Raw genomic sequence first — 17634 nt, 5'->3', positions numbered from 1 at the left:
GGACCATTTTGTTTTCCCTTCAGCGTCCGACCCCTGTGAAAGAGTCTTTCTATGACCGCCCCGCTTCTCGCCCACGCCACCGAATACGGCCGGATGTACGCACGTTCCACAACGGAACAGTTCTCCGTCCCGTCCATCACCACCGTGATCGGCCAGCAGCCCCACGGCCTGGACGGCTGGTTCGGGTACATGGGCGCGAACAGCCTGGCCGCGGATCCCACCCTGCCCGCCATCCTGGGCAGCCCGGCCAAGATCCGCCAGGCGGTCAGCCGTGCCGCCAAGGCGGCCGAGACGCACCGGGACGACGCCGCCAAGCGCGGCGACCGGGTGCACAACTACTGCGAACAGGTGGCCCTTCGCGCCCTGGGCCGGCCGCACCAGATGAAGGAAACCCGGGAAGCCCTGGCGGCCAACGGCGAGGAGGCGTTCGCTGCACGCTTCGACGAGTGGTGGGAGCTGTACCAGGTGGAGCCGATCGCCCCGGAGATTACGGTGTGGAACAAGACCGTGGGCTACGCCGGAACCCTTGACCTCGTCGCCAAAATCAACGGCCGCACCTGCCTCATCGACTACAAGACCAAGGGAACAAGCCGGGACGGCACGGTCAAGCCGCTCGATGCCAAGGTGGTCATGCAACTCGTGGCCGGCATGAAGGCGGAGGAAAGCCTCGTGGATCCGGTGGCAGGGGAGTGGGAGCCCTGGCAGCACGGAGACTCCCCGCTTCTCCTCGCCGTAGCCATCGGCGAAACAGAGGTGCGGCCGCAGCGGGCCAACCCGGACGTCCTTAAGCACCACTGGTGGAAGTTCTGCGCCCTGCGCCGCGTCTGGGAGATGTCCGCCGACACCGTGGCCGCCGGCCCTGCCCTGCTGCCGATCGCTCCGCCGGCGGCCCGCTGAGCCGGAAACCGGAGGCTGCCACTAAACTGGACGGAATCCTGTAGCCGCCCACCGTGAGGACCGATTGCCCATGGCCATTTTGAATATCCGCATCATCGGGGACCCTGTGCTGCGCACAGTTGCCGATCCCGTGACGGAATTCGGGCCTGAGCTGGAGAAGCTCGTTGCCGACATGACCGAAACCATGGAAGACGTGGAAGGCGCCGGCCTGGCCGCGCCGCAGGTCGGCATCAGCCAGCGGGTCTTCACCTACCGCATCCGCGGGGTCGAGGGCCACATCATCAATCCGGTGCTGGAGAACAGCGAAGACTTCCAGCCGGACGAGGTGGAAGGGTGCCTGTCCATCCCGGGCCTAGGTTTCCCGGTCCGCCGGCACCGCGCCACCCGCGTCACCGGCGTCGACGTGCACGGCAATCCGGTGGAACTGGAGGGCGAAGGCATGCTCGCCCGCGTCTTCCAGCACGAGACGGACCACCTGGACGGGATCCTCTTCACCGACCGGCTCGAAGGCGACGACCGCAAAGCGGCGCTGCGTGCGATCCGTAACGCCAACTACGACTCCATCACCGAGCAGACGACGTCGAAGCGGGCCAAAACGGTTGGTTCAAGCTTTGGCGGCGGCAGCTTCGGCACGGGTTCCTCCTTCGGAACCGGCCAGTGAGGGTCCTCTTCGCGGGAACCCCGGCCGTTGCCGTTCCGTCGCTGGACGCCCTCGTCGCGGCCGGGTTCGACGTCGTCGCCGTGCTGACCCGGCCGGACGCCCCGCTGGGACGCAAGCGCGTGCTGACACCCTCGCCGGTTGCCGCCCGCGCCGCCGAACTCGGCATCGACATCATCCATGCCGCGAAGGTCGACGACGCCGTGACCGCCCGGATCGAAGCGGCCGCGCCCGAGGTCGCCGCGATCGTCGCCTACGGCGGGCTCATTCCGCGCGCGGCCCTGGACATTCCCCGGCACGGCTGGATCAACCTGCACTTTTCGCTGCTGCCGGCCTGGCGCGGGGCGGCGCCCGTGCAGCGTGCCCTGATCGCCGGCGACGACATCACCGGCGCCGTGACCTTCCGGCTCGAGGAGGGCCTGGACACCGGACCGGTCTACGGCACCCTGACCGAGGCCGTGGGACCTAAGGACACCGCGGGCGAGCTGCTGGGACGCCTCTCGCACAGCGGCGCCGTGCTGCTGACCCAGACGCTCTCCGCCGTCGACGCCGGCAAGGCCAGCGCCGTCCCGCAGCAGGGCGAGGTCAGCCTGGCCCCCAAACTCAGCCTCGAGGACGGCCGCCTCGACTGGCAGCAGCCGGCCCTCGCGATTGGACGCCGGTCCCGCGGCGTAACACCGGAACCCGGCGCCTGGACGACACTGGACGGGCAGCGAATGAAGCTCGAACCTGTGCTGCTCCGGCCAGGCGCGCAGCCGCTGCGCCCGGGGCAGCTGGCCCTGGACGGGAAGGCGGTCCTGGTCGGGACCGGCTCGCATCCGGTGGAACTCACCCGGATCCAGCCCTCGGGCAAGAAAATGATGACCGCCGCCGATTGGGCGCGCGGACAGGCAACACTGGAAAGCGTGGTCTTCGAATGAGCGACACCGGATCCAACGGCGGCAGCGGACAGGCCCCCGGCGGCCGCGGCGGCCAGGGCCACCGGGGCCCGCGGGGCGGCGTGCGGAGGAACGCGCAGGGACGGGAACGAAACCGCGGCCCGCAGCGCGGGTTCTCCGAAAACGCTCCCTCCCAGCGCACCCGGCGCGCCGACCCGGCCCGGCTCGTGGCCTTCGAGGTGCTGCGCGCCGTGGCCGCCGAGGACGCCTACGCGAACCTGGTGCTGCCGGCCCGGATCCGCCACCACGGACTGGACAAGCGCGACGCCGGTTTCGCCACCGAACTCAGCTACGGCGCCCTCCGCGGGCAGGGCACCTACGACGCGATCCTCGCCCGCTGCGTGGACCGCCCGCTGGACCAGCTGGACCCGGCCATCCTGGACGCACTGCGGATCGGCGCCCACCAGCTGCTCGCCATGCGTGTCCCGGCTCACGCCGCCCTTGACGAAACCGTGGGCCTGGCCCGCGCCGTGATCGGCGCCGGTCCGTCCGGCCTGATCAACGCCGTCCTCCGAAAGGTCTCCGCCCACACCCTCGAGGAGTGGCTCGAACTGCTGCTCAGCGACGAGCAGGACCAGACCAAGGTGGCCTCGATCCGCTACGCCCACCCCGAGTGGATCGTCCGCGCCTTCCGGCAGTCCCTCGTGGCGCACGGACGCCCGGTCACGGAAATCAACGAACTCCTTGAAGCGGACAACGCCGCGCCCGTGGTGAACCTGGTGGCGCTGCCCGGCCTCGGCAGCCTCGACGAGGCCTTGGAAAGCGGCGCCACGCCGGGCGAGCTGGTCGAAGGCTCGGCCCTCTCCAGCGGCGGCGACCTTGGCCGGCTCGCCTCCGTGCGGGACGGCAGCACCCGGGTCCAGGACGTCGGCTCGCAGCTGGTTGCCCGGGCCCTGGCATCGGTGGACCTCGGCACCGAGCCACGCGGCGACGGCGGCGAGGGCGAACGCTGGCTGGACCTTTGCGCCGGCCCGGGCGGCAAGGCAGCCCTGCTGGGCGCCCTTGCACGCCAGCATGGTGCCACCCTGCTGGCCAATGAACCTGCCCCGCACCGAGCGAAACTGGTCCGCCAGGCCCTGGCGGCGGTGCCGCACGAGGTCTGGCATGTCCGCACCGGCGACGGCCGCGAGGTCGGCTCGGAGATGGCGGAGAGCTTCGACCGGGTGCTCGTGGATGTGCCCTGCACCGGGCTGGGCGCATTGCGCCGCCGCCCGGAATCCCGCTGGCGGCGCACCCCCAAGGACCTGGTGGACCTTGGGCCGCTACAGCGAGAACTGCTCAAGTCGGCCCTCGACGCCGTCAAGCCCGGCGGCGTCGTCGCCTACGTGACCTGCTCCCCGCACCCGGCGGAGACCACCGCCGTCGTGAGCGACGCGCTGCGCAGGCGCGACGACCTCGAGCTGCTCGACGCCGGCGCGGCCCTGGATGCGGTAAGCCTCACCGGACACCTCGAAGCCGGCCACGAGCTCACCGCCCAGCTGTGGCCGCACCGGCACCGGACCGACGCCATGTTCCTGGCGCTGATCCACAAGAAAGCCTGAGCTTCGGGCCATACTGGCACCAGCTCCCTGATCTTCCGACCAGCGCAACGACAAGGACATCCATGGCCCACTGCTGCATCAACCCCAGCATCCTTTCGGCGGATTTCGCGAACCTCCAGTCAGAGCTCCACAAGATCAGGACCGCGGACGCGGTGCACGTTGATGTGATGGACAACCACTTTGTGCCGAACCTCTCGCTCGGCCTGCCGGTGGTCCAGCGCATCCAGGAAGTCAGTCCGATCCCGTTGGACGCCCACCTCATGATCGAGCACGCGGACCGCTGGGCGCCGGCCTACGCCGACGCCGGCGTCGCGTCCGTGACCTTCCACGCCGAGGCATCGATTGCGCCGGTGAAGCTGGCCCGTGAACTGCGTGCCCGCGGCGCCAAGGCGGGGATTGCGCTGCGACCCGGCAGCGGAGTGGAGCCGTTCCTCGACATGCTTGGCGAGCTGGACATGATCCTCATCATGACGGTGGAGCCCGGCTTCGGCGGCCAGGAATTCCTGGACCTCACGCTGCCAAAGATCCGCCGGGCCCGGGCGGCCATCGACGCCTCGGGCCTGGACATCAAGCTGCAGGTCGACGGCGGCATCACCGAGAAGACCATCTGGCGGGCCGCCGAAGCAGGCGCCGACGTATTTGTGGCCGGGTCCGCCGTCTACGGCGCCGATGACCCGGCCGACGCGATCGAGCGCCTGCGGGCCGCGGGCAGCCGCTAGCCCGCCGAAACATGACGCAAACTGCATCTTCCATTGCACGGGAATAGCCGGACGGCACCCGGGGTTGTGTCAGAATAGCTACACACATACGTGCTCCGGGGTCGGTGTAAGTCCGAACCGGCGGTTATAGTCCGCGACCCGCGAGCCGGTACTTCCCTCGGGAGGCAGCCGGCGGACGGTTGAACCGGTGGAACTCCGGTACCGACAGTTAAAGTCTGGATGAGAGAAGCACGTACAGCTGTTACTGCGGCGCCCTGACGGTGCCGCGGAATTGCGCTGTCGTATACCCCCGGAGCCATCGCGGTTCTGAGGGAAGGAACGACACACAGATGAACCCCTTGCGATGGCTCTTCGCCGACTCTGCGGTCCTGATGGACGCGGCGGACGGCAGATGAGCGTTCAGCATTCGGCCGCCGGGCCGGAGTTCAAACCCAACCGGGATCAGCCCGGCACACAAGTCCTCAATGCCGCCGGCTTCAGCGCTGCCGAGTCGGCCGCCATGGACAGCGCCCTGGCGGCCGCCGCGCAGGGCCCGCGCGGGGCGAACCCTCTGGTGGGCGCCGTCATCATCGGAACCGACGGCACGCCCCTGGTCACCGGCTACCACCGCGGCGCCGGCACCGCCCACGCGGAGGCCGACGCCATCGCCCAAGCCGCGGCCGCCGGACTGGACCTCACAGGCACCACCATGGTGGTCACGCTGGAGCCGTGCAACCACTGCGGCCGCACCGGCCCTTGCGCCCAGGCCATCATCGACGCCGGCGTGGCCGACGTCGTCTACGCCATCGATGACCCGCACGATCCCGCCGCCGGGGGAGCGGCGACCCTCCGCGCCGCCGGTGTGCGGGTCCGCTCCGGCCTGGGCGCCGTCGCCGCCCTGGACCTCAACCGGCGCTGGTTCGACGCCGTCGCCGCCAAACGGCCGTTCGTCACCCTGCACATCGCCCAGACCCTTGACGGCCGGATCGCGGCCAGCGACGGCACCAGCCAGTGGATCTCCAGTGCGGAGTCGCTCGCGGACAACCATGCCCTGCGGGGCCGGATCGACGCCATCCTGGTGGGCACGCAGACCGTCCTGGTAGACAACCCGCGCCTCACGGCCCGCACCCCCGACGGCGAACCCGCCGAAAAGCAGCCGTTGCGCGCCGTGATGGGTCTCCGCGGGATTCCCGCGGACGCCGCGGTCAACGGCGGCGACGGCAAGGTGCTGCACTTGCCGACCCGGGAGCCCCGCGAGGCCCTGGACCGGCTGTTCGACGCCGGCGTCCGGCACCTCATGGTCGAGGGCGGCTCGCGGATCCTCAGCGCGTTCCTGGCCGCCGGCCTCGTCGACGAGCTGATCGTGTACCTGGCCCCCACGCTGCTGGGCTCCGGCACCCTGGCCCTGGACGACCTCGGTATCGGCACCCTTGCCGATGCCCAGCATTGGGACTGGGACGGGGCCTCGGGCGGCGCCGTCCGGATGCTGGGCCGCGACCTGCGGCTGCACCTGCGTCCCGCCACCAACTCTTCATCCGATTCCACCCCGCGCAGTAACGCGGACACCGCCGCAGGAGGCAACTGATGTTTACCGGAATTATCGCCGAACAGGGGAAGGTGCTGTCCGTCGAGCGCGACGGCGACACCAGCGCCACGCTGCGCCTGCACGCCCCTGGGAGCACCGCTGGACTGGCCCACGGCGGCTCGATCGCCGTCAACGGGGTCTGCCTGACGGCCACGGACATCGACGGCACGGACTTCAGCGTCGACGTCATGGGCGAAACCCTGATCCGGAGCACCATTGGCGGACTGGCCGCGGGAGACCCGGTCAACTTGGAACGCTGCGTCCCGGCCGGCGGCCGACTGGACGGCCATGTGGTGCAGGGGCACGTCGACGGCGTCGGCGAACTGCTGGAACGCGAAGCGCTCGGCAACTGGGACCGGCTGCGTTTCGCCGTGCCGGCCCCGCTGGCCCGCTACATCGCGGAGAAGGGCTCGATCGCCGTCGACGGCGTGTCCCTGACCGTCACCGCCGTAAGCCCCGCCTCCGAGCCCGCCCCGTGGTTCGAGGTCGGCCTGATCCCCACGACGTTGGCCGAGACCGGTCTGGGCGCCAAATCGGTGGGCAGCCGCGTCAACCTCGAGGTGGACGTCCTGGCCAAGTACACCGAGCGGCTGCTCGCCTTCGCCCCCGCCGCGCAGACCCAGGCGGCCGCAAAATGAACCGGCTGCAGGACACCCCGGGACTCGCCGTCGACGCGCCGGCGCTGGACCCGATCGACGACGCCATCCGCGCCATGGCGGCCGGCCGGCCGGTGCTGGTGGTCGATAACGAGGACCGTGAAAACGAAGGCGACATCATCTTCGCGGCGCAGCACGCCACCCCCGCACTGATGGGCTGGACCATCCGGTACAGCTCCGGCGTGATCTGCGTGCCGATGCCAAGCGACCAGGCCGACGCGCTGGAGCTGCCGCCGATGGTTGCCATCAACCAGGACGCCAAAGGCACCGCGTACACCGTGTCCTGCGACGCGGCCGTGGGCGTGAGCACCGGAATCTCGGCCACGGACCGGGCCCTGACAGCCCGGATCCTGGCCGATCCGACGAGCCAGCCGAATTCCCTGACCCGTCCCGGGCATGTTTTCCCGCTTCGCGCCGTTAAGGGGGGTGTGCGGGAACGTCCCGGCCACACCGAGGCAGCAGTGGAGCTGTGCCGGCTGGCCGGACTCGAACCCGTAGGCGTAATTGCAGAGCTGGTGCACGACGACGGAGAGATGATGCGGCTGGACGGACTCCGGGGCTTCGCCCTTGAACATGGCTGCCCGCTGATTTCGATTGCCGACCTGGTGGCGTACCTCGAAGCCGGGAACCCCGGCAGCCACGCAGCGGAATCCGCCTGACATCTTTGGATTGAGGAGAGACAATGACGACTTCTGAAGCGCAGCCGGCCACCCCGGGACAGCAACCGCATCCGGTCAGCGGCGGACCGATCGTCCAGCTGCCCACCGCGTACGGAGACTTCGTGGCACAGGCCTGGACCGACCTGGCCACCGGTGCCGAGCACCTCGCGGTCAGCTCCCCGCTGCCGGCCACGGACGGCCAGGCGCCGCTGGTCCGGTTGCACTCCGAATGCCTCACCGGGGACGTGTTCGGTTCCTACCGCTGCGACTGCGGCGAACAGCTGGCCTACGCCCTGGAAATGATCCACGAATTCGGCGGCACGCTGCTCTACCTGCGCGGACAGGAAGGGCGCGGCATCGGCCTGGCCAACAAGATCAAGGCCTACGCCCTGCAGGAGGCCGGCTTCGATACGGTCGAGGCCAACGAGCAGCTGGGCCTGCCCGTGGATGCCCGCTGCTACAAGGCCGCCGCGCAGATCCTGGCCGAGATGGGAATGCATGAGATCCGCCTGCTGAGCAACAACCCTGACAAGCAGGACCGGCTGGCCCAGGCCGGCGTCCGGGTGGTCGAGATGGTCCCCACCGAGGTGCCGTCCCGGGAACAGAACCTCCGCTACCTGCAGACCAAAAAGGACCGGATGGACCACCGGCTGGTCCTGGACATGGAGCCCGCCGCACCCGCCGCCGGACAGGGCGGCTTCGAACACGAACAAGGCTAAGCAGCCGCCCGCCATTCCGACCAGCACCACCCCCTCCCACACACCTCCACAGCAAGGACAACGCATGAGCGGCCACGGCGCCCCCCAGATCGACCTCACCACCTTCAGTCCCGAGGACACCTCCGGACTGAAACTTGCCATCGTCGCCGCAAGCTGGCACACGCAGATCATGGACGGACTGCTCGACGGCGCGCTGCGCGCCGCCAAGGAAGCCGGCATCGGCGAACCGACCGTGCTGCGCGTCCCCGGTACCTTTGAACTGCCCGTCGCCGCGGCCCGGCTGGCGCCGCACTTCGACGCCGTGGTGGCGCTCGGCGTCGTCATCCGCGGCGGAACGCCGCACTTCGAGTACGTCTGCGAAGCGGCCACGCTCGGCCTGACCGAGGTCAGCGTCCGTACCGGCGTGCCGGTGGGCTTCGGCGTGCTGACCTGCGACACCGAACAGCAGGGCATCGACCGGGCCGGCCTTCCCGGCTCCACCGAGGACAAGGGGCACGAGGCCGTTACCGCCGCCCTGGCCACCGCCGTCACACTCAAGCAGTACTTCTAGCTTGTGTATTCCCTCACATCCGGGCCGTCATCCACCGGCCCGGCAGGCGGCGTCTTGCCGTGAGCAAGTAGGCTGGAGGGCGTGAAGAATTTCGAGTCGCTGTTCGCAGAACTGAGTGAGAAGGCAGCCGCCCGCCCGGAGGGCTCCCGCACCGTCGCCGAACTGGATTCCGGAGTCCACGGCATCGGCAAGAAAGTCGTGGAGGAAGCCGCCGAGGTCTGGATGGCCGCCGAGTACGAATCCGACCAGGCCGCCGCGGAAGAAATTTCGCAGCTGCTCTATCACCTGCAGGTTCTGATGCTCGCCAAAGGACTCAGCCTGGAAGACGTCTACAAGCATCTCTAGCCACGTCGCGCCGTCCGCGGCGGACCGAGTCCGCCCGCGCCCGGCGCACCACGTGGCCCGCTGTGCCTGCACCGATGACTTCCTAACCAGAAAGAACTTCCCATGCTGAGAGTTGCCGTCCCGAACAAGGGATCCCTGTCCGAAGCCGCTTCCGCCATGCTCGCCGAGGCCGGCTACCGCCAGCGCCGCGACAGCCGCGAACTGGTCATGGTCGACCCGGACAACGACATTGAATTCTTCTTCCTCCGCCCGCGTGACATCGCCGTCTACGTCGGCCAGGGCACCCTGGACGTCGGCATCACCGGCCGCGACCTGCTGCTCGACGCCGAGGTGGAAGCCGAAGAACTGCTGCCGCTGGGCTTCGCCGCCTCCACGTTCCGGTTCGCCGGACCCGTCGGGGACTTCAGCTCCATCGACCAGCTTGAAGGCAAGCGCCTCGCCACCAGCTACGACGGTCTGCTCCGCGGCTACCTCGCCCAGCGCGGTATCAACGCCAGGGTCGTCCGGCTCGACGGCGCGGTCGAATCCTCCGTCCGGCTGGGCGTCGCGGACGCGATTGCCGACGTCGTGGAGACCGGCACCACGCTGAAGGCCGCCGGGATGGAAATCTTCGGCGAGCCGATTCTGAATTCCGAGTCGGTCCTGATCGGCCGCAAGGGCGAGCAGAACCCGGCCACCGAGGTGCTGATCCGACGCCTCCAGGGTGTCCTGGTGGCCCGCCAGTACGTGCTAATGGACTACGACATCCGCAAGGAACTGGTGGAGCAGGCCGCCGCACTGACGCCCGGCCTGGAATCGCCCACCGTCTCGCCGCTGCGCGACTCGGACTGGGTGGCCGTTCGATCCATGGTGCCCAAGAAGGAAACCAACCGGATCATGGACGAGCTCTACGACCTCGGCGCCCGGGCCATCCTGGTCAGCAGCATCCACGCCTGCCGGATCTAGCGGCCCGTCCGTGAAGCCATCTACCGTGAGCAAACTCCAGGAGCAGCCATGTCCGTAGCCGTACGCGTCATCCCGTGCCTGGACGTCGACGCCGGCCGTGTGGTCAAGGGGATCAACTTCGAAGGCCTGCGCGACGCCGGTGACCCGGTGGAGCTCGCGCACCGCTACGACAACGGCGGCGCCGACGAACTGACCTTCCTTGACGTCACGGCGTCCTCGGGCAACCGCGAAACCACGTTCGACGTCGTCCGGCGCACCGCGGAGGAAGTCTTCATCCCGCTGACCGTCGGCGGCGGCGTCCGCGGCGTGGCGGAGGTGGACAAGCTGCTGCGCTATGGCGCGGACAAGGCCGCCATCAACACCGCGGCCGTGGCCCGGCCCGAGGTGATCGATGAGATTACCCGCCACTTCGGCTCCCAGGTCCTGGTGCTCTCCCTCGACGCGCGGCGCACCCGGCCAGGCTCCGAGCCGACGCCCTCCGGCTTCGAGGTCACCACCCACGGTGGACGCCAGGGGACAGGAATCGATGCCCTCGCCTGGGCGCGTGAGGCCGCAGACCGCGGCGTCGGCGAAATCCTGCTCAACTCGATCGATGCCGATGGCACCAAGGACGGCTTCGACCTCGAACTCATCCGCCTGGCCCGCGCCGCGGTCAAGGTGCCGCTGATCGCCTCCGGCGGCGCCGGCCGGCCGGAGCACTTCCCGCCGGCCGTGGCTGCCGGCGCGGACGCCGTGCTGGCGGCCTCGGTCTTCCACTTCGGCCCGCTGGACATGATCGCCCAGGTCAAGGCCGCGATCCGCGAGGCAGGCTTCGAGGTCCGCTAGAGGGGCTAAGGCTTTTGATTCGGAGCAGACAGGAGTCCCTGGCCACCTTGTGGGCGTGCCTTAGGAACGGACGTACCGCCGGGCCCGGTCGTGGCCTTACCCGGGGCGTCACCGATGGTGTCTCATAACTAACGTTGTGTACATCGATTTCCCAAGATGGTTTCGAGACGTAGTTACGAGAATCGTTGGCTGAAGAGAATCGCCGCATTCCTGCCTTGCCACCTGAGGGGGAATGAGACGTCGCGTATGCCATGGGTTTCGAGACTGTTGAGTGGGTAGCGTTTAGGGCACCTTCACCGGGCAATTTCGCGGGCGGGGTTTACGGGACACCCTGGGCCGTGACCCCGCAACGCCGCAGGTCAGAGGTGGGTTGTCGTAGTAGGGGACCGTCTAACGGGACGGTTAGCGGGCGGCCCCCTTACGGGACAGCGACGGCCGTTACGTCAGGCGCGCGTACTCTTCAAGATGGGACGACCCCGTGACGGTCCTCCAGCGAACCCGAGGAAAGAGTCTCCTTCGCGGGTAGGCTTCGGGAAGCTAAAAGTGATCACGAAATGTCGGGGGAATCAATGGATAGCCGGGGCGGGAACGAATGGCGCTGCGGGACGTGCGGAGAGCCGCATCAAGGGCTGGCTACGGTTTTCGGAGCCCAAGCTCCGGACGTTTGGCTGCAGGCCAGCGCAACTGAACGGAAAGCCGGCGAATTGAGCGGCGACGTATGCGTGCTTGAAGTCGGAGGAGAACGGCATTATTTCCTTAGGGGACACATTGAGATCCCTCTCATTGATTCCCCCGGTGAGGTCTTCAGCTGGTCTGCTTGGGTCTCCCTCAGCCAGGAAAGCATCCAAAAGATTGCTGACCATTGGGATGATCCTGCACGAGCCTCCATGCCCCCGGTGTTCGGCTGGCTATGCAATGAGTTGCCCTACGAGTCGCCCACGACCTCAATCGCGACGCACGTGCACAATAGGGTGCCAGGAATGGTTCCCTACATTGAGCTCGACCCCTCCATCGACCACCCTTTAGTTAGAGAACAAGCGTCCGGAATCTCGCTGCATCGGCTGGCCGAAATCAATAAGGCTGTAATGGGCTAGGCCTGACGCTAGTACGGTCCAGGGGGCGTCCAGTCAGGGATCCTGATCCGGACGCTACACGAATGGAACGGATTCCAGGGAAACGGCCCCTGTCTCAATGATGGCCACCTTGCGCCGGAGCAGTTGGCCGATAATCTGCTCCAGTATGCGGATGTCGCGAAGCTGACCTAGGTCCGTCTGGCCGAGTACAAATATGCGTTCGTCTTCGCTGTCGACCGGCAACGTCCTTATGGGTCCCGCGTAGCCGGCAAGATTGAAGGCGCCGACTACAGCGGTGCGCTGACCTATGTTGAACATCGTTTGATAGTAGTCCCGCTCCATCGGAGCGCCCGTTAGTCGGTGGTCGACCCTGCGATTCAGAGCACGGTTACGGAACCTCAACCGGGCGCTCAAAATTCACGGTGGTTGCACGAAACGGGGAGGCCCCCAACCGGAGGGATCTGCAGCTCCGAGTCCTCCGTTCTGACTAGACACATCATGCGGTGTCCGAACAACGCGGCGCAGGTTGCCTGTTTGGCGAAGATATCTAATAAGAGATGGGCGGTTACCCCATCCTTGCCCGCGAAAGTCTCATACCCGTCAAGAACCAGAACTAGCCCTGTATCGGCTGCGACCCATCCATAGGATTGAACGGCAACGTCACTGAGACAATCGTTGAGAGCATCAAGATTCGAGCCGTAGTACTCGGGGAAATCAAGAACCTGGGCGATGTCCCGGTGGAGGTCGGCCTGAGATTGCCACGCAGCAGAGTCAACCTGAACCACTTTGTAGCTGTGGTTGCGCAGCCACGAGATTGCCTCTTTGGGGACCTCCTGCCGACGAAACAGTTTGATGAAGCCGTTCTGGAACAAAAGAAAGTCCAGCGGATGGTTCAGCTCGTCGGCCGTGTCCCAAATTGCCATGAATGAAACTCTATTCCTTGGGGTGTCCTTTATTCCGGATACCGAAAACCGGATGACCGGTTTCTAGCGATCCGACCGCAAGAACATCCTCCACGGTGCGCTGACGTGAGTCCTCACGTTGCGGGCAGGGTGAATCCGCGGCGGTTAAGCTCTTCCCGCACAGGAACCCACGCGAACTGGGGCTTAGCGGAAAGCAGCGGAACCAGATCGACCAAAGACGGTGTGCGGTCCATGAACTCCGCGACCGGGATGATAACGACCTCAGTGAGTCGCTGGAGAAAGGACTCTTCGGGAATCCGACTGATCATTTCAGCGTCTAGCAGGAGGATCCCGGGAAGGTTCCGAGCCGCCAAACCGTCAGGTCTCACAACCTCGATGGAAGGAATGACGTCCGTATGTTCTGCTCGGATACTCAGAGTGCAGAAATTTTCGGATCTGAAATCCCCAGCTGCCACCGAGGGGTCCCAACCGAGGTTGAGATAAAAGCTTCCACTGCCCCAGGAGGACCTCTGTAGGTTCACCACCTGGTACTCGCCTGACGACGTTGTGCGGAACCAGTTGCTACCCCGCTTCCGGAAACCACGCGCCTTGAGCACCCCGGCAAACGAAGACTCAATCATCTTTGCTTTATCCACAGCAGTAATTCTCGCTCACGCGATCCGCTGTCGGACATGTTCGCTAGCCGGTGGATCACTGGACGCTCTGGCGTCCGTTCATGGATCCTCTATCGAACGTGGGTATTGGATGGCGGGCTGTGTAGCTACTTCGTTGGCATCTGGCACTGCTCAGCGCCGCCGCCGCATTTCGTTCCCCTCGTCCTGGTCCGGGGGGCGACGCCAGATATGCTCGCCCTTGAGCTGTCACTCCACGAGACTCTGCCCATTTGGCCCGGGGAGAGGCAGTTGTTCTCCATCCAGAAGCAGGTGGCCCGGGGTCTTCGGACACTTCTATAACCTTGGTAGGCAGTTGTGCAATTCATCCTCGTTCTGCAGTGGCCAGCCGACTCGGAGGCGGATTACGACGCCCTCATCGTCATAGAGGACGCGCTGGAGCGCGCGCTCCCCGCTGCCCATGGCTTCGTGGATGGGCACGACTTCGGCGCAGGCGAGATGAATATCTTCGTCCACACCGACGACCCCCTCGAAGCGTTCGGGGACGCGGTGTCGTCCCTCGATGCTCACCCAAGATGGGCAGAGGTACGAGTTGCGTACAGGCCGGCAGAAGGTGATCGCTACATTCTGGTGTGGCCCGAAACGCTTCAGGACTTCTCGGTGTCGTGATGCACCGCCCCCTGCTCAGTGGCTCTCGGCCCGACCTCGCGCAATTGGACGACTTAGCCCCGTCCTAAGACGCTGCGGCGTCCGGTAGGGGATCGGCTTACGGACATTAGTCCTTTCGAGGGAAAGGGTTACGTTCTACGTCGCGGGACGGAGATGGCTGTTTGAATGGTTCCATGACCCGCATGACTGATCAGGACGAGTTATCCGAGCAGGTCCGCATACTTTTGCTCTGCATTCTTCGTCAGGCAAATTTCCCCGGCAGCGACCAGCTGATCGAGCAGGCTTCCACTGCGGTCGTCGAAGGCGGTCCAGTGACGATGCTCGACCTTCGACCCAGCCCGGACCTGGCCGCCTCTGCCTTCCCCGGCGGCCCCATTCCCGTTTCCGTTGAGGTGATCGATATTTCGGGAGAGCCAGTGGGCGAGCTGCTCGTGTGGGTGGACGCAGGCCGTCTAAGCGCGCTGGAATTCGCATGGTGGACCGACCAACCGCCCGGTCGTCTTCCTCGTCCGAGCCAGCTGAAGGTCAGCCAGAAATAAGTGCCCCTTCCAGCAGGTTAGGCAAATCTCACCCAAGGTGGCCGCGCCGCGGCCGCTAGGCGATCCCTGACCGAACGTGCATACGGGGCTGCTCCTACGAGCGGCATCGGAAATGCTCGTGCGGCAAGATGGTGTCATGCTCGTGAACGAGATCCAGCGCTGGGGCAACGCCACTTTCAGCGCCCCCGCATCTGATGACGCTTTGCTGGCCTGCGAAACCCAGTTGCACCACAGGCTTCCTGACCACCTTCGACAACTACTGGCAGAGACGAATGGCATAGAGGGTGAGTACGGCCTAGGTCTACTTTGGAGCGTCGAGCGGATCGCCGAAGATAACGACCGCTTCCGGAGCAGTGTTGATTTCCTTCAGCTATACATGCCTTTCGACGGGCTGGTTTTCTTTGCTGACGCAGGAAACGGTGACCAATTCGCCCTATCGCTCAGCGGCAAACACGAGGTCTAACGTCTGGAACCACGGGGATGACAGCCGTAGTTGGGTCGCGAGCACTGTCATGCGCTATCTCGAGGACTGGATGACCGGGGCGCTCACGATCTGAACACCGCCGACCGTCCCAGTGGAGGATCGGCTTACGGGACGTGTTGATGGCCTGGCGTCCTCGGTTGTTACGGTGGCACCAGACGATCCAACAACCAGGAAGGACTCCCATGCCGGCCTCGATCACTCTTATCCGGTCGGGCGCACTTGCCGATGTTGCCCAATATGCGTACGCGGCCACCGCTCCGAGCAATGCGCGGCTCATCTTCTTGGCCGGGGCGTGCCCGTTGAATGAGGATGGAACGACGGCTGGTGTCGGGGACTACGCGGCACAGGCTGAGAAGGCGATCCAGAACATGCAGCTTGCTCTGGAAGCCGCCGGTGCGGGTATTGACGATGTGATTTCCACCCGCGTCCTCGTCGCGTCCGGCCGCCGCGCTGATCTGATAATGGCGTGGGATGTGGTCCGGGCGGCATTCGGCGGGCACGATGTGCCGAGCACGTTGATGGGTGTCACGGTTCTTGGCTACCCCGACCAGCTCGTCGAGATTGAGGCTGTCGCTGCAGTTGTGGACTGAAACGCGATAGCCCGTTCACGGATCCCTCAACGGACGCGAGAGCATCCTCTATTCCACCGGCTTACGGGGCGCATGTCGGTCGCCAAGCTGTTATAAGTGGGAAATTTCGGTACCTGGAGTCGGAATCCTGTGCTGGCACAGAAGCCATGCATCGAAAGCTTCCGGCGTTTGTAATCTGCGGAAACTCAGAGGTGGCCGAAAACGGCCGGTGATCCGATACTTCTGACGCACAAGGCTTTCCGTCCGCTTCAAGAGGTACATGGAGCGCCCTACTGCGGGAAACCAGACTAGACAAGTAAGCCCGATGTAGGCGGCGCCAGAAACCGGCAGTCGCGCGAAGACTGAAGCCACATACAAAACAGTCAGGATGACAACGACAAGGTGAGCCATATTGAACAGCTTCCTGCCTCGTTCAAGCGACTCAACAGCCTTCCGTCCCAGACGGCCTTCCCATATCTCCAGTCGCGCATGCATGACCTCTGGACGCGGTTCCCAAAACCATTGGATGGATGATTTCGGCATACGATCTGCTTTCTAGAGGATAAGCCGCTGCCGTTGTACTGGCCTGGACGAAAAAATGACTCCAGTCCGAAATTTACGCACTTCAGCGACCGTCGACCTGGCGAATTCAGTATTGGGGATCTACCCGGACTTAGCAATCAGTAGGCCATCTGTGCGTTTAGCGATCCCCTTAAGGACACCTGAACCGGTCGCCACGTCCGGATTCATGTGTCTCATAACCCAAGTGTCTCAAAACCCTAGGGTTGCGAGGCGCACCGGCGCGGATTGGTTAGGCACCGACGCCGGAGTCTACGGGCCAGGGCAAATGCAAGCGCGACGCCCGCTCCTGCTCTGTGGAGAGTGCCTAGGACTGCGCGCGTGGACTGCGGGGGACCGGTCTAAGGCCAAACTCACGGATGCCAGGACCGACAATGTTGGTTGGGGACTAGAGGCCGACTTCGGCGGACTGCAGCAGCGCGACGGCGTCCGGCTGGCCCTCGAAAGTCACGAGCGCGTGCCGGGTCCGGCCGTGGGCGTGCATCAGCAGTTCGCCCGGTTCGCCCACAATCGCCACGGAGACGGGGGCGCGCTTGGCCACGTGCCGGGGACCGGACGGGCTCACCAGGACGATGCCCAGGTCCACGCCCCGGTAGAGAATGGCGGCGCGCTTGACCAGTTCGTCCCAGAGCGCGTCGGAGTAGGCCTCGTCCAGGGCGCGCGGCGCCCAGCGGTCGACCGCGCGGCGGACATCCTCGGTATGGACGAAGTATTCGATCAGGTTGGAGCTCTCGTCCAGGGCCTTGATCCGCATTGGCGAGAGCGCGGGCGGTCCGGCCCGGAAGGTGTTGACCAGCTTGGCGTAGGCTTCCGGGGTCTTGATGGTGGCGGCGAGTTCGGCCGTAGCCTGGTCCGAAGCCTTGGACAGCCGCTTGATCAGGAGCCCGAGCCCGACGCGGGCCTTGCGCTCCCGCAGGTACAGGTGGGCGGCAAGGTCCCGGGTCTGCCAGCCCTTGCAGAGCGTGGGGGAGTCAGGACCGGCCGCCAGCAGGGTTTCGGCCAGGACTTCTCGGGACGGTTCGACGAAATGCATCACTTGTGAAACTAGCACGAGACGCCCTCCGGTGTGCACAGGAAGCGCCGCGGTTTTGGCCGCAGCAGGCTTTTGGTGCGCATGTTAAGCGCGGGTCCGCCGGTCCAGGGCGGCGGCAGGCCCCGAGGCACTAGACTT

22 protein-coding genes and 1 riboswitch are annotated in these 17634 nt (G+C 66.0%); of the genes, 18 read left to right on the top strand and 4 right to left on the bottom strand.

What is annotated here, in order from left to right; all coding sequences use genetic code 11:
* Positions 1-51: 51 nt before the first annotated feature.
* From ACZ5Z0_RS02590 to ACZ5Z0_RS02525, 14 genes are all read left to right on the top strand, one after another.
* The gene (locus ACZ5Z0_RS02590) at positions 52-897 is read left to right on the top strand and encodes a cytochrome (protein WP_138769541.1); all 846 of its coding nucleotides are present in this window, start codon (positions 52-54) and stop codon (positions 895-897) included.
* A gap of 70 nt (positions 898-967) precedes the next feature.
* Entirely contained in the window at positions 968-1558 is a 591-nt protein-coding gene (def, locus tag ACZ5Z0_RS02585; RefSeq protein WP_464109764.1) for a peptide deformylase, read from the top strand.
* Positions 1555-2475: a methionyl-tRNA formyltransferase gene (gene fmt, locus ACZ5Z0_RS02580; protein ID WP_464109763.1), complete on the top strand. Its 921-nt coding sequence runs from the start codon at positions 1555-1557 to the stop codon at positions 2473-2475. The genes def and fmt overlap by 4 nt, the downstream gene beginning before the upstream one ends.
* Positions 2472-4034 carry an RsmB/NOP family class I SAM-dependent RNA methyltransferase gene (locus ACZ5Z0_RS02575; RefSeq protein WP_464109762.1) on the top strand — a complete coding sequence of 521 codons (1563 nt, stop codon included), beginning with the start codon at positions 2472-2474 and terminating at the stop codon, positions 4032-4034. The genes fmt and ACZ5Z0_RS02575 overlap by 4 nt, the downstream gene beginning before the upstream one ends.
* A gap of 62 nt (positions 4035-4096) precedes the next feature.
* Positions 4097-4753 carry a ribulose-phosphate 3-epimerase gene (gene rpe / locus ACZ5Z0_RS02570; RefSeq protein ID WP_464109761.1) on the top strand — a complete coding sequence of 219 codons (657 nt, stop codon included), beginning with the start codon at positions 4097-4099 and terminating at the stop codon, positions 4751-4753.
* 86 nt (positions 4754-4839) lie between these two features.
* Positions 4840-4989, top strand: a riboswitch (FMN riboswitch).
* Between the two features lie 263 nt (positions 4990-5252).
* A complete protein-coding gene (ribD, locus tag ACZ5Z0_RS02565; protein WP_464110690.1) occupies positions 5253-6317 on the top strand; it encodes a bifunctional diaminohydroxyphosphoribosylaminopyrimidine deaminase/5-amino-6-(5-phosphoribosylamino)uracil reductase RibD in 1065 nt (354 codons plus the stop codon).
* On the top strand, positions 6317-6955 hold the full coding sequence (locus ACZ5Z0_RS02560) for a riboflavin synthase (protein WP_464109760.1): 639 nt from the start codon (positions 6317-6319) through the stop codon (positions 6953-6955). The genes ribD and ACZ5Z0_RS02560 overlap by 1 nt, the downstream gene beginning before the upstream one ends.
* Complete coding sequence (gene ribB, locus ACZ5Z0_RS02555) at positions 6952-7632, top strand: 3,4-dihydroxy-2-butanone-4-phosphate synthase (RefSeq protein WP_464109759.1); 681 nt, start codon at positions 6952-6954, stop codon at positions 7630-7632. The genes ACZ5Z0_RS02560 and ribB overlap by 4 nt, the downstream gene beginning before the upstream one ends.
* Before the next feature lie 23 nt (positions 7633-7655).
* Positions 7656-8351, top strand: coding sequence for a GTP cyclohydrolase II (gene ribA / locus ACZ5Z0_RS02550; protein ID WP_138769533.1), 696 nt, complete (start codon positions 7656-7658; stop codon positions 8349-8351).
* A 64-nt stretch (positions 8352-8415) separates the two neighbouring features.
* Positions 8416-8901, top strand: a complete 486-nt coding sequence (ribH, locus tag ACZ5Z0_RS02545; RefSeq protein ID WP_464109758.1) for a 6,7-dimethyl-8-ribityllumazine synthase — start codon at positions 8416-8418, stop codon at positions 8899-8901.
* 81 nt (positions 8902-8982) lie between these two features.
* Positions 8983-9246, top strand: coding sequence for a phosphoribosyl-ATP diphosphatase (locus tag ACZ5Z0_RS02540; RefSeq protein WP_464109757.1), 264 nt, complete (start codon positions 8983-8985; stop codon positions 9244-9246).
* A gap of 102 nt (positions 9247-9348) precedes the next feature.
* Positions 9349-10191, top strand: a complete 843-nt coding sequence (hisG, locus tag ACZ5Z0_RS02535) for an ATP phosphoribosyltransferase (RefSeq protein ID WP_464109756.1) — start codon at positions 9349-9351, stop codon at positions 10189-10191.
* 48 nt (positions 10192-10239) lie between these two features.
* Positions 10240-11016, top strand: coding sequence for an imidazole glycerol phosphate synthase subunit HisF (hisF, locus tag ACZ5Z0_RS02530; protein WP_464109755.1), 777 nt, complete (start codon positions 10240-10242; stop codon positions 11014-11016).
* Between the two features lie 554 nt (positions 11017-11570).
* Positions 11571-12110, top strand: coding sequence for a DUF2199 domain-containing protein (locus ACZ5Z0_RS02525; protein ID WP_464109754.1), 540 nt, complete (start codon positions 11571-11573; stop codon positions 12108-12110).
* 54 nt (positions 12111-12164) lie between these two features.
* Here the strand turns inward: ACZ5Z0_RS02525 and ACZ5Z0_RS02520 are convergent, their stop codons facing one another.
* The 3 genes from ACZ5Z0_RS02520 to ACZ5Z0_RS02510 form a co-directional block, all read right to left on the bottom strand.
* Positions 12165-12407, bottom strand: coding sequence for a hypothetical protein (locus ACZ5Z0_RS02520; RefSeq protein WP_464109753.1), 243 nt, complete (start codon positions 12405-12407; stop codon positions 12165-12167).
* A gap of 92 nt (positions 12408-12499) precedes the next feature.
* Entirely contained in the window at positions 12500-13012 is a 513-nt protein-coding gene (locus ACZ5Z0_RS02515) for a barstar family protein (RefSeq protein ID WP_464109752.1), read from the bottom strand.
* A gap of 113 nt (positions 13013-13125) precedes the next feature.
* Positions 13126-13647 carry a DUF4304 domain-containing protein gene (locus tag ACZ5Z0_RS02510; RefSeq protein ID WP_464109751.1) on the bottom strand — a complete coding sequence of 174 codons (522 nt, stop codon included), beginning with the start codon at positions 13645-13647 and terminating at the stop codon, positions 13126-13128.
* Between the two features lie 333 nt (positions 13648-13980).
* On the opposite strand from ACZ5Z0_RS02510, the gene ACZ5Z0_RS02505 reads away from it, so the two are divergent.
* The 4 genes from ACZ5Z0_RS02505 to ACZ5Z0_RS02490 all read left to right on the top strand — a co-directional run bounded on the left by ACZ5Z0_RS02505 (position 13981) and on the right by ACZ5Z0_RS02490 (position 15905).
* Positions 13981-14292 carry a hypothetical protein gene (locus ACZ5Z0_RS02505; protein ID WP_464109750.1) on the top strand — a complete coding sequence of 104 codons (312 nt, stop codon included), beginning with the start codon at positions 13981-13983 and terminating at the stop codon, positions 14290-14292.
* A gap of 173 nt (positions 14293-14465) precedes the next feature.
* Positions 14466-14831: a hypothetical protein gene (locus ACZ5Z0_RS02500; protein WP_464109749.1), complete on the top strand. Its 366-nt coding sequence runs from the start codon at positions 14466-14468 to the stop codon at positions 14829-14831.
* Positions 14832-14973: 142 nt separating this feature from the next.
* A complete protein-coding gene (locus ACZ5Z0_RS02495) occupies positions 14974-15294 on the top strand; it encodes an SMI1/KNR4 family protein (protein WP_464109748.1) in 321 nt (106 codons plus the stop codon).
* A gap of 203 nt (positions 15295-15497) precedes the next feature.
* Complete coding sequence (locus ACZ5Z0_RS02490; protein ID WP_464109747.1) at positions 15498-15905, top strand: RidA family protein; 408 nt, start codon at positions 15498-15500, stop codon at positions 15903-15905.
* 946 nt (positions 15906-16851) lie between these two features.
* Here the strand turns inward: ACZ5Z0_RS02490 and ACZ5Z0_RS02485 are convergent.
* Positions 16852-17496 (bottom strand): TIGR03085 family metal-binding protein, encoded by a 645-nt coding sequence (locus ACZ5Z0_RS02485; RefSeq protein ID WP_138769529.1) that lies wholly within the window; start codon positions 17494-17496, stop codon positions 16852-16854.
* Positions 17497-17634 lie beyond the last annotated feature (138 nt).

It is taken from the genome of Arthrobacter sp. T2-23, assembly GCF_055398325.1.
The sequence above is the reverse complement of the archived record's forward strand: the minus strand, read 5'-3'. Positions and strand labels throughout refer to the sequence as shown.

Bases quoted from the DNA above. Each gene is read 5' to 3' on its own strand.
- rpe (WP_464109761.1), top strand. From the start codon at position 4,097: ATGGCCCACTGCTGCATCAACCCCAGCATCCTTTCGGCGGATTTCGCG.
- ACZ5Z0_RS02490 (WP_464109747.1), top strand. From the start codon at position 15,498: ATGCCGGCCTCGATCACTCTTATCCGGTCGGGCGCACTTGCCGATGTT.
- ACZ5Z0_RS02520 (WP_464109753.1), bottom strand. From the start codon at position 12,407: ATGTTCAACATAGGTCAGCGCACCGCTGTAGTCGGCGCCTTCAATCTT.
- ACZ5Z0_RS02485 (WP_138769529.1), bottom strand. From the start codon at position 17,496: ATGCATTTCGTCGAACCGTCCCGAGAAGTCCTGGCCGAAACCCTGCTG.
- ribD (WP_464110690.1), top strand. From the start codon at position 5,253: ATGGACAGCGCCCTGGCGGCCGCCGCGCAGGGCCCGCGCGGGGCGAAC.
- ACZ5Z0_RS02515 (WP_464109752.1), bottom strand. From the start codon at position 13,012: ATGGCAATTTGGGACACGGCCGACGAGCTGAACCATCCGCTGGACTTT.
- ACZ5Z0_RS02525 (WP_464109754.1), top strand. From the start codon at position 11,571: ATGTCGGGGGAATCAATGGATAGCCGGGGCGGGAACGAATGGCGCTGC.
- def (WP_464109764.1), top strand. From the start codon at position 968: ATGGCCATTTTGAATATCCGCATCATCGGGGACCCTGTGCTGCGCACA.
- ribA (WP_138769533.1), top strand. From the start codon at position 7,656: ATGACGACTTCTGAAGCGCAGCCGGCCACCCCGGGACAGCAACCGCAT.
- hisF (WP_464109755.1), top strand. From the start codon at position 10,240: ATGTCCGTAGCCGTACGCGTCATCCCGTGCCTGGACGTCGACGCCGGC.
- ACZ5Z0_RS02590 (WP_138769541.1), top strand. From the start codon at position 52: ATGACCGCCCCGCTTCTCGCCCACGCCACCGAATACGGCCGGATGTAC.
- ACZ5Z0_RS02560 (WP_464109760.1), top strand. From the start codon at position 6,317: ATGTTTACCGGAATTATCGCCGAACAGGGGAAGGTGCTGTCCGTCGAG.
- ribB (WP_464109759.1), top strand. From the start codon at position 6,952: ATGAACCGGCTGCAGGACACCCCGGGACTCGCCGTCGACGCGCCGGCG.
- ACZ5Z0_RS02575 (WP_464109762.1), top strand. From the start codon at position 2,472: ATGAGCGACACCGGATCCAACGGCGGCAGCGGACAGGCCCCCGGCGGC.
- ACZ5Z0_RS02500 (WP_464109749.1), top strand. From the start codon at position 14,466: ATGACCCGCATGACTGATCAGGACGAGTTATCCGAGCAGGTCCGCATA.
- hisG (WP_464109756.1), top strand. From the start codon at position 9,349: ATGCTGAGAGTTGCCGTCCCGAACAAGGGATCCCTGTCCGAAGCCGCT.
- ribH (WP_464109758.1), top strand. From the start codon at position 8,416: ATGAGCGGCCACGGCGCCCCCCAGATCGACCTCACCACCTTCAGTCCC.